The organism is Capnocytophaga sp. HP1101, assembly GCF_054772415.1.
This window is the reverse complement of sequence record NZ_BPUU01000009.1, coordinates 310134-325047: the sequence shown is the minus strand read 5'-3', so window position 1 is coordinate 325047 and position 14914 is coordinate 310134. Positions and strand designations below refer to the sequence as shown.

General features: G+C 38.8%; 16 protein-coding genes and 3 tRNA genes. 2 read left to right on the top strand and 17 right to left on the bottom strand.

The genetic code is table 11. From position 1 onward, the window contains the following. Positions 1–4: 4 nt before the first annotated feature. The 17 genes from RCZ04_RS07430 to RCZ04_RS07350 all read right to left on the bottom strand — a co-directional run bounded on the left by RCZ04_RS07430 (position 5) and on the right by RCZ04_RS07350 (position 13331). Positions 5–832 carry an energy transducer TonB gene (locus tag RCZ04_RS07430; RefSeq protein WP_460485384.1) on the bottom strand — a complete coding sequence of 276 codons (828 nt, stop codon included), beginning with the start codon at positions 830–832 and terminating at the stop codon, positions 5–7. Positions 833–840: 8 nt separating this feature from the next. Continuing rightward, positions 841–1227 (bottom strand): ExbD/TolR family protein, encoded by a 387-nt coding sequence (locus RCZ04_RS07425; protein ID WP_460485383.1) that lies wholly within the window; start codon positions 1225–1227, stop codon positions 841–843. Positions 1228–1255: 28 nt separating this feature from the next. Then, positions 1256–1957 carry a MotA/TolQ/ExbB proton channel family protein gene (locus RCZ04_RS07420; protein ID WP_460485382.1) on the bottom strand — a complete coding sequence of 234 codons (702 nt, stop codon included), beginning with the start codon at positions 1955–1957 and terminating at the stop codon, positions 1256–1258. Positions 1958–2125: 168 nt separating this feature from the next. Next, positions 2126–2200: transfer RNA gene (locus RCZ04_RS07415), tRNA-Val, on the bottom strand. 39 nt (positions 2201–2239) lie between these two features. After that, positions 2240–2314, bottom strand: a tRNA-Val gene (locus RCZ04_RS07410). A 39-nt stretch (positions 2315–2353) separates the two neighbouring features. Further along, a tRNA-Val gene (locus RCZ04_RS07405) sits at positions 2354–2428 on the bottom strand. A gap of 76 nt (positions 2429–2504) precedes the next feature. Further along, the gene (locus tag RCZ04_RS07400) at positions 2505–3320 is read right to left on the bottom strand and encodes a hypothetical protein (RefSeq protein WP_460485381.1); all 816 of its coding nucleotides are present in this window, start codon (positions 3318–3320) and stop codon (positions 2505–2507) included. Continuing rightward, positions 3302–5416, bottom strand: coding sequence for an ATP-dependent DNA helicase RecG (recG, locus tag RCZ04_RS07395; RefSeq protein WP_460485380.1), 2115 nt, complete (start codon positions 5414–5416; stop codon positions 3302–3304). The genes RCZ04_RS07400 and recG overlap by 19 nt, the downstream gene beginning before the upstream one ends. Before the next feature lie 458 nt (positions 5417–5874). Next, positions 5875–6354 (bottom strand): hypothetical protein, encoded by a 480-nt coding sequence (locus RCZ04_RS07390; protein WP_460485379.1) that lies wholly within the window; start codon positions 6352–6354, stop codon positions 5875–5877. Between the two features lie 244 nt (positions 6355–6598). Further along, positions 6599–7654, bottom strand: coding sequence for a glutaminyl-peptide cyclotransferase (locus tag RCZ04_RS07385; RefSeq protein WP_460485378.1), 1056 nt, complete (start codon positions 7652–7654; stop codon positions 6599–6601). A 1-nt stretch (position 7655) separates the two neighbouring features. Continuing rightward, entirely contained in the window at positions 7656–9335 is a 1680-nt protein-coding gene (gene truB, locus RCZ04_RS07380; protein WP_460485377.1) for a tRNA pseudouridine(55) synthase TruB, read from the bottom strand. Between the two features lie 55 nt (positions 9336–9390). Next, a complete protein-coding gene (locus tag RCZ04_RS07375; RefSeq protein WP_460485375.1) occupies positions 9391–10050 on the bottom strand; it encodes an epoxyqueuosine reductase QueH in 660 nt (219 codons plus the stop codon). 45 nt (positions 10051–10095) lie between these two features. Next, positions 10096–10542, bottom strand: coding sequence for a GNAT family N-acetyltransferase (locus RCZ04_RS07370; protein ID WP_460485374.1), 447 nt, complete (start codon positions 10540–10542; stop codon positions 10096–10098). 11 nt (positions 10543–10553) lie between these two features. After that, positions 10554–11369, bottom strand: coding sequence for a beta/alpha barrel domain-containing protein (gene pyrF, locus RCZ04_RS07365; protein WP_460485373.1), 816 nt, complete (start codon positions 11367–11369; stop codon positions 10554–10556). Then, positions 11359–11598 carry a hypothetical protein gene (locus RCZ04_RS07360; protein ID WP_460485372.1) on the bottom strand — a complete coding sequence of 80 codons (240 nt, stop codon included), beginning with the start codon at positions 11596–11598 and terminating at the stop codon, positions 11359–11361. The genes pyrF and RCZ04_RS07360 overlap by 11 nt, the downstream gene beginning before the upstream one ends. Beyond that, the gene (locus tag RCZ04_RS07355; protein ID WP_460485371.1) at positions 11595–12284 is read right to left on the bottom strand and encodes an SIR2 family NAD-dependent protein deacylase; all 690 of its coding nucleotides are present in this window, start codon (positions 12282–12284) and stop codon (positions 11595–11597) included. The genes RCZ04_RS07360 and RCZ04_RS07355 overlap by 4 nt, the downstream gene beginning before the upstream one ends. Before the next feature lie 756 nt (positions 12285–13040). After that, positions 13041–13331: an HU family DNA-binding protein gene (locus RCZ04_RS07350; protein WP_460485483.1), complete on the bottom strand. Its 291-nt coding sequence runs from the start codon at positions 13329–13331 to the stop codon at positions 13041–13043. Positions 13332–13515: 184 nt separating this feature from the next. Between RCZ04_RS07350 and RCZ04_RS07345 the strand changes: the two genes are divergently transcribed. Both RCZ04_RS07345 and yajC read left to right on the top strand, forming a co-directional pair. After that, on the top strand, positions 13516–14457 hold the full coding sequence (locus RCZ04_RS07345; protein WP_460485370.1) for a transcription antitermination protein NusB: 942 nt from the start codon (positions 13516–13518) through the stop codon (positions 14455–14457). An 80-nt stretch (positions 14458–14537) separates the two neighbouring features. Then, entirely contained in the window at positions 14538–14843 is a 306-nt protein-coding gene (yajC, locus tag RCZ04_RS07340; protein ID WP_460485369.1) for a preprotein translocase subunit YajC, read from the top strand. Positions 14844–14914: the final 71 nt, after the last annotated feature.

Genomic DNA, 14914 nt, shown 5'->3' with positions numbered 1-14914 from the left:
TTGTTTATTCTCCGAGTTTAAAGTTGATAACAATAAAACCTACTTGTCGTGCAGGTGCATTCTCATCGGCGTTCCAGCGGTGCATAGTGGCTGTTTTTCTGGCAGCTTCTAATAAACACTGAGCAGAATTAGTAGTACCTTTCACACCTGCTGTAGCTTTTACTACTTTACCACTGCGGTCTACTTCTATTTGTACGACCACACGTCCTTCTTCATTACAATTTTGAGGTACTTTACCTTGTGAAGCAATAGTGCGACCTTTCAATCCCCAACCTTTGCCAGCTCCATTACCACCACCTGAACCATAATAAGAATTAGCGTACTGACTACCGTCTATCTGTCCTTGATAACCTGGTTGGTTGCCGTCTCCTTGCCCTGTAGTGCCACTACCGCCTGCATTAGCAGCTCCTAAAATATTAGAGAGCGCATCGGAAGTTTCACGTGAAGGCTTAGGAGCAGGTTTAGGAGTCTCTTTGGGAGGGTCTTTTTTAGGTGTTTCTTTCTTCTTTTCTTTCTTTTTAGGTGCTTCGGGTACAGAAACTTCTTCGTTGTTATCTTGAGCTAAAAGATTCTCCTTCACCTCTTGTGAAGTAGTCTCTTCGGGAGGACTTTGTGGCTGAGTTTTGGTTTCTTCTTGCTTAGTAGCGCTTGGGGGAGGAGTACGCTCTCCCATACCTACCAAATCGACACCATAAATAACCTCCACACCACTTTCTGGCGGTGGGTCTAAGTACTTCATTCCTGCAAAAAACAGTATGAAGATTACCAAACACATCACAGCCGTAGTGAGTGCTAATGATTTGCGTTTATGTTCTGTATCGAATAAACTCATATACTTTTCTATTTCGGACGAACAGCCAAAATCACCTTAAATTGGTTTTGGTTTGCTACATCCATCACTGTTACCGCATTTTCAATAGGTACGCTTTCCTCTACACGTAAAATAATCGTAGGGTTTTCAACTCCATTGAGTGCTGATTTGAGCTCAGCATCGAGATTATCTACTGAAATAGGCTTCTTGTCAAGAAAATAGTTCAAATCCTTATCAATACTTACTGAAACGTTCTGTGTATTGGTGGATTTACCTTTTGCTTTAGGCAACAACAAATCGAGCGCATTAGGGCTGTTGGCAGTAATCATAAAGAATACTAACAACAAGAACACAATGTCTGTCATTGACGACATACTGAACTCAGGACTTACTTTATTTCTACCTTTTAATTTCATAATTAGATATAAGTAGCTTTTTTAATACCTATAAAGGTTCGTTTAACAAGTCTAAGAATTCAACAGCGTTAGCTTCCATTAGGTGTACAATCTTATCGGTTTTTACTACCAAGTGGTTGTAGCCCACATAGGCAATAATACCCACAATAAGTCCCGCAACGGTAGTAGCCATTGCTGTATAAATACCGCCAGCTAGAGCACCCATTTCAGCTTGACCTCCCGCCGATGCCATTTCGTGGAACGACATAATCATACCAACAACCGTGCCTAAGAATCCAATCATAGGTCCTGCTCCAGCAATAGTAGCCAAGATAGCCGTGTTCTTTTCTAGCTTATACACTTCTAAAGTACCTGCATTTTCAATAGCTTTATTGATATCTTCAAGTGGTTTTCCTATGCGCGAAACTCCTTTCTCAATGAGGCGTGCCACAGGAGTGTTCGATTGCACACAAAGCATTTTGGCTGCGTCTAAGCGTCCTGCAGAAATGCAATCACGTATTTTATACATAAAAGTTTTATCCACCTTAGAAGCTGCTTTAATAGCAAAAAGGCGTTCAAAATAGAGAAAAAGCGCTACAGCGAGCATCACAAATAAAATGCCAATAATAATGATATTGGCAGTACCGCCATTTACAATCATTTCCATTATGGAAAGTGTCTTTTCTTGTACTACGGGAGCAGTATCAGTTGCAGTAGTAGCAACGTCTACAGAAGTTTGTAATCCTAACATATTATTCTTTGTTTTTCTGTTTAAAATTATCGCAAAAGTAAGAAATAATTATCAATGAACAATTATTAATTGAGAATTAACAATTAGAAAAGTTGTAAATAATTGATAATCATTTGTTGTTAAAATAAGAATTAACAAAAAAAGCTACTCAGTACTGAGTAGCTTAGGTGGACTCTACTGGATTCGAACCAGTGACCCTCTGCTTGTAAGGCAGATGCTCTGAACCAGCTGAGCTAAGAATCCTTTTTTAATTATGAAAACAACAATAAAATCCGAATTTAGTGGGTCCTACTGGATTCGAACCAGTGACCCTCTGCTTGTAAGGCAGATGCTCTGAACCAGCTGAGCTAAGAACCCTAAAATTACAATGATAAAAAATTTTAAATTTAACCTAAGTGGGTCCTACTGGATTCGAACCAGTGACCCTCTGCTTGTAAGGCAGATGCTCTGAACCAGCTGAGCTAAGAACCCTTACGTTTAATTCGGGTGCAAAGGTACTACTTTTTTTGAACTCTCCAAATTTTTTGCCGAAAAAAGTCAAAAAATATTATTCTTTTAGCATATGCTCATATTCTCGCTGTTTGAAACTTTTAATCATATAAGGTGCTATATTCCATTCACTTTCAGTCTTATTTTCATCATAATTTTGTGCTACTGTATAGATGTTCTTTCCGTTGAAACGCTTACTGCTCGCTCCCACAAAATAGTTGGCATCACCACTCCAACTACCTTTTTCTTTAGGGAAAAACAATACCAAAGTACGCCTCCATGCTTTGCAATGGTAAATTACGTGCTTGTGGGTTGCTTCTACAAGTTTGTAAACATTTTTGAAATGATAGTTTTCTGTACAACCTGTTTGCTCTTCATAAAAGGCGAGTTTCTCAGGAAAAACAATAGGTTTTTCTTTGACTAAACTGAAACGCACCTCAGTAGTATAACAATCGGGGGCACCACAATCAAAACTGTGAAGGTTGAAAGGGAGGATTACTTTTATGCTATCTTTAGTGGTAGAGGCAAATCCTAAGAGGTAAAACTCTTCTAAGCAAGTGTTTTTTAAGTAGTTTTCTGCCTTTTGTTGTAACACTAACTTGCGTATTGCTCTTTGGTATCCATCATAGTCATTATTGTATTGTATTCGTAAGCTTTTTACTAAACTATCTTTTTTTGAAAGGAAGGGTGTTATAATCGTGTCTTTGGTTGCTACTTCTGAGGTAACACCAGTAGACATAGAGGGCAAAATAGCTGTTGTAGCCATTGTATTATTGGCTTGTAGGATAGGGGATTGATGTTGCTTGCACCCCATAAATAGCCCTATGAGAGCGGAAAAGAAGATACTGTTTTTCATTACGATATATATGTCCATAAATTCTTGTATCGTTGTAACTGATAGAGTGTATAAGCAACCCGTTGGTTTTGGGGTAACTCCAAATTAGGGTCTGCTTTTAATAAATCAATGGCTTGAAAGCGCGCAGCTTTTAGAATGTCTTGGTCTTTCACAAGGTCGGCGATTTTTAGAGCGAGCACTCCGCTTTGTTGCGTACCCATTAGGTCACCAGGACCGCGTAGTTTTAAGTCTACTTCAGCGATTTCAAAACCGTTGTTAGTGCGTACCATCGTTTCCATACGCGTACGAGTATCGTTACTCATTTTGTTGCCTGTGAGTAGTATGCAATAACTCTGCTCACTACCACGTCCTACACGTCCGCGCAACTGGTGCAGTTGTGAGAGTCCGAAACGCTCAGCACTCTCTATCACCATTACCGAGGCATTGGGCACATTTACTCCTACTTCTATCACAGTGGTAGCCACCATTATTTGTGTTTCATTACGTAGAAAGCGCTCCATTTCAGCATCTTTTTCACTTGGTTTGAGCCTTCCGTGTACCATAGAAACCTTATATTTTGGCAACGGGAAGCTCGCCGTGATATAATCATAGCCTTCGGTAAGGTTCTTAAAATCTAACGCTTCCGATTCTTCTATAAGTGGATATACTACATAAGCTTGTCTACCCTTATCTATCTCTTTTTTAATAAATTCATAAGTCTCTGCACGGTGGTTTTCGTACTGATGTAGCGTTTTAATAGGCTTGCGACCGGGGGGAAGTTCATCTATTATCGAAACATCTAAATCGCCGTATACACTCATCGCTAAAGTGCGTGGGATAGGGGTAGCGGTCATTACTAAGATGTGAGGCGGGACAGTATTTTTATACCATAACTTCGAGCGCTGTTCTACCCCAAAACGGTGTTGCTCGTCGATAATGGCAAGCCCTAAGTTGTGGAACTGTACTTTGTCTTCCAACAGAGCGTGAGTACCGATGAGAATAGAAAGCTCTCCAGACTGTAATTGTTCGTCTAACACACGGCGTTCTTTGGTTTTAGACGAGCCCGTAAGCAAGGCTACCGTTACGCCTGTGCCTTGTAGCAGCTCACTAATGGTTTGGTAATGTTGGTTGGCGAGGATTTCGGTAGGTGCCATCAAGCAGGCTTGACAACCATTATCTACTGCTAAAAGCATTGTCATCAGGGCTACGATGGTTTTACCAGAGCCTACATCGCCTTGCAACAAGCGGTTCATTTGGGCAGAAGAGCCCACATCGGCGCGTATTTCTTTCAATACTCGTTTTTGGGCATCGGTAAGCGGAAAGGGTAGGTGGTGGTTGTAAAAATTCATAAAAGCATCGCCTACCTTCTTGAAAGGTTGTCCTTGAAACTTCTGTTTGTGTAGCAAATTCTTGCGTACCAACTGTATTTGTATGTAGAAAAGTTCTTCAAATTTGAGTCGTACAGAGGCTTTGGTAAGCAAAGTTTGGTCGGTGGGGAAGTGAATATTGCGCATTGCCTCCTGCTTAGAGATGAGGTTCATAGAAGTGAGTATGTTATCTGGCAAATTCTCGGCAAAGCTGTTGCCTACTTCTTCAAAAACCGTTTGCACCAATTGGCGCATCACTCTATTAGTAATGTTGCGCTTGGCTAACTTCTCAGTAGAGGGGTACACAGGCTGAATACTGCTGTATCCTGCCTTCTTGAACTCGCTGAGCAAGTCCATTTCGGGGTGAGGCATAGAGAAAGTACCTCCAAAGAAATTCAGTTTGCCAAAAATCACATAAGGTTCGTTGATTTTTAGAGATTCGCGCAACCATTTGAGTCCTTTGAACCATACGAGCTCCATAGTTCCGGTATCATCTACGAAAGTAGCAACAAGGCGAGTGCCTTTTTGGTGAGCCGACTCTACCGTGCGCAAGTTTACTATTTTGCCTACGAGTTGCACCTCGGTATTATTGTTTTGCAATTCGTTGATTTTGTAAAACTTGGTACGGTCGATATACCTGTTGGGGAAGAGGTTCAGTAAATCTTGATACTCATAGATACCGAGCTCCGTTTTTAGGAGTTCAGCACGCTGATTGCCCACGCCACGCAGGTAGTTGATGGGAGTATGTAGGATATTCTCTGGAATCATAAGGGCAAAAGTAATAAAAAAAATACGAATGACGTTATTTGTAATACATTTAATATTTTTGAGGTCTCAAAATATTTCTATTATTATCAAATTGAAGTGTTAAATGGTTATCAGTAGCTCTTTTTTATCCCTCCGGACTTCAATTTAACCTTTCCGTACTTCTTTTGATATCCTCCGTACTTCAATTCTACTCCTCAGTACTTCAGTTTTTCTTCTCTGTACTTCTTTTGATATCCTCCGTACTTCAATTTTACTTCTCTGGACTTCAAATGCACCACAACGGAGCACTATAAGACTGCAACAGAGGGCTTCTGAAGTGGTAATTTGGTGTAAAATTATCCTATGGAGGACTAAAAAACACCTACGGAGGGCTAAAAAAGAGGTTCGTATTACTAAAAAACTCCATCGGAGCTGTTTTATAACGTTCCGATGGAGAGTTAATTAAAAAACAATCTGCTTTATGCATCTTTGGAGGAGTCTTTGCCTTTATTTTTGGCAAAAAACTGCTTGAGGTCTTTGTATTTCTTTTCAAAATTAGGGTCGAGAGTGCCTGCTTTGTAAGAAGCGTACGAATAATCGGTGAGGGCTGCCTGATAATTGTCGTTATCGTGCATTATTTTGGCGTTGTAAAGCCCTATGCTTAGCCTTTCTAACACTGTGGTGATAGCTTCTAATCGCTGGCGTGAGATATAGTCCTTTTCGAACTCTTCCCAATTCACTTCGGGGGCTTGTAGTTCGGGTTGGCTCTTGTGATAATCGTATGTTTTATTCACAAGTAGCTTGTTTTGCTCGTTTACCCTGCCGTACTTTTTTCTTTCTTCGGGAGAAAGATTCTTCAAGTATTTTTCACAGATTTGCTTTACAGAAGTTAGAGCCTCTTGAATTTTTGTGTATTCCTCATCAGTGAGGTGCTGATTATTGTAATTGGTTAAAGACATATTGTGAATATTTTAGAAATTCGTGCGACAAAGGTAGAGAATTATTTTTTAATCACCAAAAAAAGTATAAAAATATTTATGCTTTTGTTTCTTTACGCACTCTTCTGTAAATACTCCGCGTCCGCTCTTAAACTTTATTGCTTTGTTCGTTGGTGGATAAAATGGGTGTAGGACTAATAACAGTGATCGTAAGTTTGCTTTTTTGAAGATAAAACGCAATAGTTAGATGTATGAATGATTTATGTTACTTATTATTTGCTTCTATAAAAATCACTTCAAATATCTTACTCCAATTCTTACCTGTGATGAAGAAAGTATTACGCCCAGCGTGATAAGCAATGCCATTAAGAACATCTAAATCGGGCGTTTGTTCTACTTTTTCTTTCAATCCTCGTACATCAATAACGCCTTCTATAGCACCATTATTGGGGTTGATAATCATAATGCCGTCTTTTAGATAGGTGTTTGCATATATTTTACCATCTACAAATTCTAATTCGTTAGCATTAGTAAAAATAGATTTATTCGTACATAGTTGCAAGCTGTCTATTTCTTCAAAAGTGTTAGGATTGAGTATCCAAATCTTTTCTGAACCATCACTTTTGTAAAGTTTATCATTACCGTTATGGCAAATTCCCCAACCTTCTTTGCTTTTATTGTAAGGGAATGTTTTCAATAGTTTTAGCTGAGCATCATATACGAACCCTATGTTTTCTCTCCAAGTGAGTTGGATAATTTTATCTCTAAAAACGGTAGCTCCTTCACCAAAATACATTGCTTGTAGAGGTACATTTTTGTACATTTCGCCCGTAAAAGGATTCCATTTGCGTATGGAAGACTCTCGGTATTGTCCTGTGCTTTCTACCAAAGTATCACCTATAAATTCTAAACCTTGCGTATAAGCCTGTTTGTCGTGAGGATATTCATTTAGTATTTTATAAGTATACAATTTAGGAGCTTGTCCTGCCAAAAGTAAGATTTCTTTCCGCACTTTATAAACTTCTCCTTTATCAGTATATACGGTTACTTCCAAAGGTTGTTTGCCTAATAGTAAGTCTTCAAGTACTGCAATCTCATCGGTAACAGAGAGCTCTTGGTGATGTAATTGATAGTTAATCTTTACTATTTTTCCGTCAAATTTAGGATTGACGACTTTTATCTGTAAAGTTTCTCCTATGTGGTATTCTTTCTTTTTAGGATTTAGTTCTATATTAAAAGCATCTTGCTTAGATGGATTTGCATTTTTGCAAGCTGCGATTAATAGAAAACATAATATGCATATTAACTGTGGTAATTTCATTCTATCGTTTACTTTGAAAAATATAAGTAATAGTTCCTGTCTGCTCTTTTTTGCCTGTTACAGCATTAAATCTGGCTCTGCTGGCATAAAGTAATGAGTTTTCTATAAGGCAATCGTCATTAGTAGTTGAGTTCATTTTGTCAAGAGCTGTTCTGATGACTCTTCCTACTTCATCAACTGTAATAATAATCACAACTTGCCCTTCCTTTTCACAAGTAAATACAGGGTTAGGTATATTACCTGTCCTGCCAGATAAAGCATATTTTACTAAAGTATTTTTGTTTACTTTATTATCAGATGCGGTTTTATGACTTGTTTTCTGAAGATTATTATCATCTGATATTACTAAATTAGACGACATTTTATTGGTGCTCACCAACTCTTCTTTGGCACTTTCCATCTCTTGAGAAGCACGTTCAGCCATTATTTCGTCAAGGGTTTTAAAGTTCTCAGTCTGACGCAAGTCAGCATCAGCTTGATTATAGGCATTAGTAGTAAGTTTGGCATTCATAGCCTGAGAAAGATCAGGAGCGTCAGTTTGTTCTTCTAACTTTGGGGGCTCATAAGGTAAATCATCGGGAGTGAGTGCCATTTCAATCATTATTTCCTTCTCCTTATTGTTTAACTGTATCATCATAAGGGTTACTACCGTACCGAAAAGTATCAGTAAAGTAAGCATAATTGCCTTATCGGTATTTGAAAACATCGATAGAAAATAGCGAAACTCATATTTAATACCTGAACTCTTTTTCCTCTTTTTCCGAGGGAAAATAGCCTCTAAATTAAGTTCAGAAGTGTGTCTTTGCCTCTGTTGATTATTGAGGCGCTCTCTTTCTCGCTCTTCATACACATCATTAATAGATTTTCTTCTATTGTTTTGTGTGTTTAAAGTAGATTCTCTCTGAGCAAATCGGTCATTAAGAGTTGTTTTATTCTTATCGATAAATTGCTCGAATACAGTAGTGAGAATAATAGGTTTTGTTTGCATTTTCGGGATATGTATGTTTATAAATTCATCAGGTGTTAGGGCATCACTCACTGAAAACTCACCTATTTGAGTGCGTCGCAACGCCGACAGATAGCCACCAGATCCTAAGGCATTGCCAAAATCGTTTGCTAAGGAGCGTATGTAAGTGCCTTTGCTACAAACTACCTCAAAGTGCAGTTTAGGAAACTCACTTGCATCTATATCGAAACTGTGGATATAGATAGTGCGCTTAGGAACTTCTATTTCTTTGCCCTTGCGAGCCAACTCGTAGAGGCGTTTGCCGTCCTGTTTGATAGCCGAAAACACAGGAGGCGTTTGCACGAGCTCTCCGAGGAATTTCTGGCGCACTTCTTCAATGAGTTCAGGGGTGATGTGAGCAGTAGGGTAGTGGGCATTCTCTTCGGTTTCCATATCGTAGGAAGGTGTGGTCGCTCCTAAGGTAATGATGCCCGTATAGGTTTTTACAGCATCTTGTATTTCAGTAATCTTCTTGGTAAACTTGCCCGTACAAATCACCAATAAGCCAGAGGCAAGCGGGTCTAAGGTCCCTGCGTGCCCTATCTTTATCTTCTTGAGTTTATAATGCTTGAGTATTGCCCACTTGATTTTGTTCACTGCTTGAAACGATGACCATTTCAGGGGTTTATCTATTAGCAATATACGACCCTCGTTAAATTCTTCTGGAGTAATCAATTCAATTAACAATTAATAATTAACAATTGACAATTAGTATTTTACCTTTTATCTCTTACATCTTACTTTTCTCAGTTCCGTAAAACTTCTCACCTATGCGTATTTTCTCTCTTCCGTTAGCTATACGCCATTTGTTGGCATCGCGCAGTGAGAAAGCACAACCGCAGTACTCTTGTTGGTAAAACCTCTCATTCTTGCAGATTTCCATATTGCAAGCAGAGCCACCGTTCTTGCGCCAATTGTAGTCCCAAAAGGTAAGACCTTCGTACTTATCGGCAGCGTTCTTGCCAGCTTCGTTCACTTGGTTCAAGTCTTTCCAGCGTGAGATTCCCAAGGAAGTAGCGATGGTATCAAAACCGTGTTCGTAGGCATACAAAGCGGTACGCTCCATACGCATATCAAAGCACATCGCACAACGACTGCCACGTTCGGGTTCAAATTCCATTCCTTTAGCACGTGCGTACCAATTATCAGTATCGTATTCAGCATCTACAATGGGCACACCGCACTTTTCAGCAAAGCGAATGTTCTCCTCTTTGCGGATTTCGTATTCCTTTTTAGGGTGGATATTAGGATTGTAAAAAAAGATAGTAAAGTCAATTCCCGAGCCTTGTATCGATAGTATAATAGAACCCGAACAAGGTGCGCAACAAGTGTGCAACAGTAGTTTTTTACCGTTGTTAGGCAATATGAGATTCTTGTGAACTAATTCCATAATATTTTCATCAGAGGGGCAAAAATACAAAGAAATAGCAATATATCAAGACTCAGGAGGGTACATTTGTTTGAGAGCGTTCACATATACCTCTGCACCTTTGCGTTTAAACCCCTCGTTTTCATAGAGCTTAATAGCTATGTCGTTTGTGGGCGAAGTGAAGAGCAATATCTCGCCTAAGCCTAACTCTTTTCCTTTGGTAATAAGCAGTTGAATAAGTTGAGTGCCTATCTTTTTGCCACGCGCTACATCATCTACTACTACATCTTCTATCCAACCTTTGTAGCCCGAAATCACTCGGTAAATAGCCATAGAAGCCATTCCGTGTAGGTGACCATCTTCTACGTAGCCCACCACATAAGGTATTTTGGTCTCGTCCTGAAAGAGATCGGACAGCCGTTGTTGGTATCGCCTACTCAGTAATGAAAACAACCGAGCGGCATCTTTTTCAATAGTTGGGGTAATGTTGCTTTTATTTAAAAATGTAATCATATTATTATTATTTAGTCATTCATCATTAATTTCATTTCCTGTTGCAATTCCTCGGCTTTCTCGCCTGCTACTTTGGCAAAATCCTCACCTTTTGAGGCGTAAATAATGCCACGAGACGAATTGATAAGCAATCCGTAGTGGTCATTTAAGCCGTACTTACAAACCTCCTCCAAGCTACCACCTTGAGCGCCTACACCTGGTACCAACAAGAAGTGCTCAGGTACGATTTTGCGTATTTCCTTCAAGAACTCGGCTTTCGTAGCGCCTACCACATACATTAAGTTTTCGTTGTTTTGCCAAGTGAGTGAGGTACGGAGAACTTTTTTGTAGAGCTCTTCCTCAGCGAGTTGTTGTGTTTGGAAGTCAAAAGCCCCTTTGTTAGAGGTGAGCGCTAAGAGGATAGTATGTTTGTTCTCAAAAGCTAAAAAAGGCTCTACCGAGTCGCGCCCCATATAGGGGGCAACCGTTACACTGTCGAACTGCATCTCCTCGAAAAAGGCTTTGGCATACATTGTTGAGGTGTTGCCAATATCTCCTCGTTTGGCATCTGCAATAGTGAAAATCTCAGGGTGGTGGCGGTTCAAGTAGTCAATCGTCTTTTTTAAGGCGCACCACCCTTTTTCGCCGTGAGCTTCGTAAAAAGCAGTGTTGGGCTTATAGGCTACCGCAAATGGGTGAGTAGCCTCTATAATCGCCTTGTTGAACGCAAACAGTGGGTTTTCCTCCTCAAGCAAGTGAGGCGGAATTTTAGTAATATCGGTGTCCAAGCCCACGCATAGCAATGATTGTTTGGCTTTGATTTGCTCAGTAAGTTGCTTAGTAGTCATTTTCTTCAATACGGGCGATTTCACGTTCGTAGAAAGCAATAGCTTCTGTTATAAGATTCTCGCTTTCAGCTTCTAACTCTTTAGTATCCTCTTCGTCAAACTCTTCTAACCATTCTACCTCGTCGTTGTCTAAATTCAGCACAAAGCGCGGATACTCTAAATGCACCACAAACATAGCGTCGGGCATATTGGTGTTGTCACCTAAAATAAATTTGGGGAAGTTACTCATTTTAATTCTCTTATTAGTTCAATAGCTTTAGCCACCCCCGTAGAGGCAACATCTTTAATTACAGTGATATTGTCTTTACTGCTGATGCTTGGGCGTGGGTCTATATAGTATATAGGTGTTCCTTTCTTGGCGCAGTTCATCAATCCCGCGGCGGGATACACTTGTAGCGAAGTGCCTACGATAAGCACCACATCGGCGCTTTCTACCTCCTCGGCAGCCTTTACAATCATCGGAACATCTTCGCCAAACCACACAATGTGAGGACGCAATTGTGCGCCGCTGGGACTGAGGTCACCTACTTTTATGTCTTCGGTACAGTCAAAGAGGGTATACGGGTCGTCTACCCCACGCATTTTCAGTAGTTCGCCGTGCAAGTGAATGATGTTGTGGCTACCTGCACGCTCGTGCAAGTCGTCTACATTTTGAGTGATAATCACCACAGTGTAGTCTTTTTCCAGTTCAGACAAAAGCAAGTGAGCAGGGTTGGGTTGCGCGTCTTTGAGTTGTTTGCGCAATCCGTTGTAGAAGTTGAGCACTAGCTCAGGGTCTTTGTTAAACCCATAAGGCGTTGCTACTTGTTCTATGTCGTGTCCTTCCCAGAGACCGTCCGCATCACGGAAAGTTTTCACGCCACTTTCGGCGCTAATACCAGCCCCTGTAAGGACTACTATTTTCTTCTTTTTCATATTGGTAATGTCAGTTATAATGATAATATATCAAATTGCAAAAAGTAGAATTATCCTTCTTTTTATCTCTACCTTAGACCTTAGCTTCAACTCAACTTCATTTTTCCTTCGTTCTTTCTTCGTCTTTCCTTCGCTGTAGAGCCACTGATGACTCACTCATCATTCGCCTTATCTCTGCCTTTCCGTCGCTACGGTTCCCCCTTTGGAGGGGGGTAGGGGGAGTTTTTTTCTCATTTTCAAATTCACTAATCCACTAATTTTACCTTCTTTTTCTTTCGTCTCGAAACCCTGTTATTGGCATTTTTTTCTTAACTCTTAACTCCTCACTCTTAAGTATTTATACTGCTATTGTATAACAATCGTCCAAGATTCGTATAAGCATCCTATAAGCTTTGTATAAGCTCCCCATACCTCTCATATCCTTATTTTACCTTTTCTCTTTTACCTTTTACCTAAAAACCCTCTTCCGTTCCTCTCCGCTATCTTTCTAATCTTCTTAGCCACCATCTACTCGTGCGGTTCGCACCGTCTTATCCCCAGCTCAAGTCTCATTGCAAAGGGGTATCTTTAATAGAGCTGAGGTATAGACCTAAATATCAGCTAACTATTGCTTGAGAATTTTCCATATGGAGTTCAGTGGTTTTTTGTTCGGCTATCAAGTTTATCATAATAAATCAGTAGATTAATAAATAATCTGATTCACAATTAGATAAAAAAAGTCCCTTTCAACTGAAAGGGACTTTTTTTTTGCTGCAATTATTTTTTGTTTACTGCATCAGATAATTCAGCCCCTGCTTTGAATTTTACAACTTTCTTAGCAGGTACTTTAATTACTGCACCAGTACGAGGGTTGCGAGCCTCTCTGGCTTCTTTTTTAGCAACTGACCAAGAACCGAATCCTACGACAGCTACTTTGTCACCTTTTTTTAGAGCCTTTTCAACACTTGAAAAGAACGCTTCAACAGCTTTTTTTGAGTCGGTTTTTGTAAGTCCAGACTCTGATGCAATTGCATCAATTAATTCTGATTTGTTCATATGATAACTTATAAATACAGTTAATAAGCACAAAGGTAGTAATATATTTCTTCATAGCAAGCATAAATCAAGAAAAAATACGATTTTAGCAAAAAATTAACATTTTTGGTGCTTTTTTAGTGCTTTTTTTTGGCTCGTTAAACCTTTTTTTTTACTTTTGCACTCTCAAATAAAGTTAAGAAAGTTCTTACAAATTATGCTTACAAGACGACACATTAGGGCAAAAGTAATGCAATCAATTTATGCGATGCGTCAGAGCCAAAGTCAGGATTTAGACAAAGAATTGAAATTCTTGCAAAATAGTGCTGATGAAATGCAACACCTATATTTATTGATGTTATCACTTTTCATCGAATTACATTCTTTAGCAATTCATCAGCACGAAATAGCTCAGAAGAAATATTTGGCTACTGCTCAAGAGAAAACATTACATCAAAAGCTCTCTGATAACCTTTTGCTCTCGGCTATTGCTCGTAATACATTATTACAAGAAACTATTGCTCAGGCGCATATAAATCATTGGGAAATACACGAAGAATATGTGCGTACTATATATAAAAATATTGTAGAAAGTGAGCTTTATAAGAAATATAGTAACCAGAAGAACAGTTTTGAAGCTGATAAATCTTTTTTAGTTGCTATTTTTGAAGAAATTATAGCTCCTGATGAAACAATATATGAATATATTGAAGATTATAATCTTACTTGGGTAGATGATTATCCTATTATTAATACCTATATAAGTAGGCTACTCAAGGAAGTGCTACCCACCTCAAATAATAAATACTTTGTTCCTTCACTTTATAAAGATGAAGAAGAAAAAGTTTTTCTTACAGATTTACTAAAAAAAGCAGTACTTAATGATAGTAAGTGGGAGAATGAAATTATAAGCAGAATGACAGGTTGGGAGAAAGATCGTGTAGCTGTAATAGATGGCATACTGCTAAAAATGGCTGTTTGTGAAATGCTCAGCTTTCCCAGTATTCCAGTGAAAGTAACATTTAATGAATATTTAGAACTTGCTAAGGAATATTCAACCTCTAAAAGTAGTACATTTATTAATGGGGTAATGAAAATTGTACATAAAGAACTTGAAGAAAAACAACAAATTAAAAAGATAGGAAGAGGGCTTTTATAGTGAGAGCTAAAACTTGAAAACTAAAAGTCTTTAACTCCTATTTTCTAAATAAATAAAAGCTAATAATTAAATTAATAAATATGCAACAATTGATGAACAGTGGGTTACTACCTCTTATAATGATTATCTTGGTAATCTACTTTTTTATGATTCGTCCACAAACAAGGCGACAAAAACAAGAAAGAAACTTTATTGAGGGAATGAAAAGAGGTGATAAAGTAATTACTAAAGGTGGTATGCACGGACGTATTGTAGAACTTACTGATGATACTTGTGTGTTAGAAACACTTTCAGGAAAAATCAAATTCGAGCGTTCTGCTATTTCTATGGAACTATCTGCTAAATTGAAAGACAACAAGAAAGAGGTAGAGAAAAAAGAAGCTTAATGTTTTAAAAGCTAACGAAAAAGAGTGCACCTATATTCTGTATAGGTGCACTCTTTTTATATTATGATTGC

Bases quoted from the DNA above. Each gene is read 5' to 3' on its own strand.
- RCZ04_RS07370 (WP_460485374.1), bottom strand. From the start codon at position 10,542: ATGATTACATTTTTAAATAAAAGCAACATTACCCCAACTATTGAAAAA.
- RCZ04_RS07355 (WP_460485371.1), bottom strand. From the start codon at position 12,284: ATGAAAAAGAAGAAAATAGTAGTCCTTACAGGGGCTGGTATTAGCGCC.
- RCZ04_RS07375 (WP_460485375.1), bottom strand. From the start codon at position 10,050: ATGGAATTAGTTCACAAGAATCTCATATTGCCTAACAACGGTAAAAAA.
- RCZ04_RS07390 (WP_460485379.1), bottom strand. From the start codon at position 6,354: ATGTCTTTAACCAATTACAATAATCAGCACCTCACTGATGAGGAATAC.
- RCZ04_RS07360 (WP_460485372.1), bottom strand. From the start codon at position 11,598: ATGAGTAACTTCCCCAAATTTATTTTAGGTGACAACACCAATATGCCC.
- pyrF (WP_460485373.1), bottom strand. From the start codon at position 11,369: ATGACTACTAAGCAACTTACTGAGCAAATCAAAGCCAAACAATCATTG.
- RCZ04_RS07420 (WP_460485382.1), bottom strand. From the start codon at position 1,957: ATGTTAGGATTACAAACTTCTGTAGACGTTGCTACTACTGCAACTGAT.
- RCZ04_RS07430 (WP_460485384.1), bottom strand. From the start codon at position 832: ATGAGTTTATTCGATACAGAACATAAACGCAAATCATTAGCACTCACT.
- RCZ04_RS07425 (WP_460485383.1), bottom strand. From the start codon at position 1,227: ATGAAATTAAAAGGTAGAAATAAAGTAAGTCCTGAGTTCAGTATGTCG.
- RCZ04_RS07400 (WP_460485381.1), bottom strand. From the start codon at position 3,320: ATGGACATATATATCGTAATGAAAAACAGTATCTTCTTTTCCGCTCTC.
- yajC (WP_460485369.1), top strand. From the start codon at position 14,538: ATGCAACAATTGATGAACAGTGGGTTACTACCTCTTATAATGATTATC.
- RCZ04_RS07385 (WP_460485378.1), bottom strand. From the start codon at position 7,654: ATGAAATTACCACAGTTAATATGCATATTATGTTTTCTATTAATCGCA.
- recG (WP_460485380.1), bottom strand. From the start codon at position 5,416: ATGATTCCAGAGAATATCCTACATACTCCCATCAACTACCTGCGTGGC.
- RCZ04_RS07345 (WP_460485370.1), top strand. From the start codon at position 13,516: ATGCTTACAAGACGACACATTAGGGCAAAAGTAATGCAATCAATTTAT.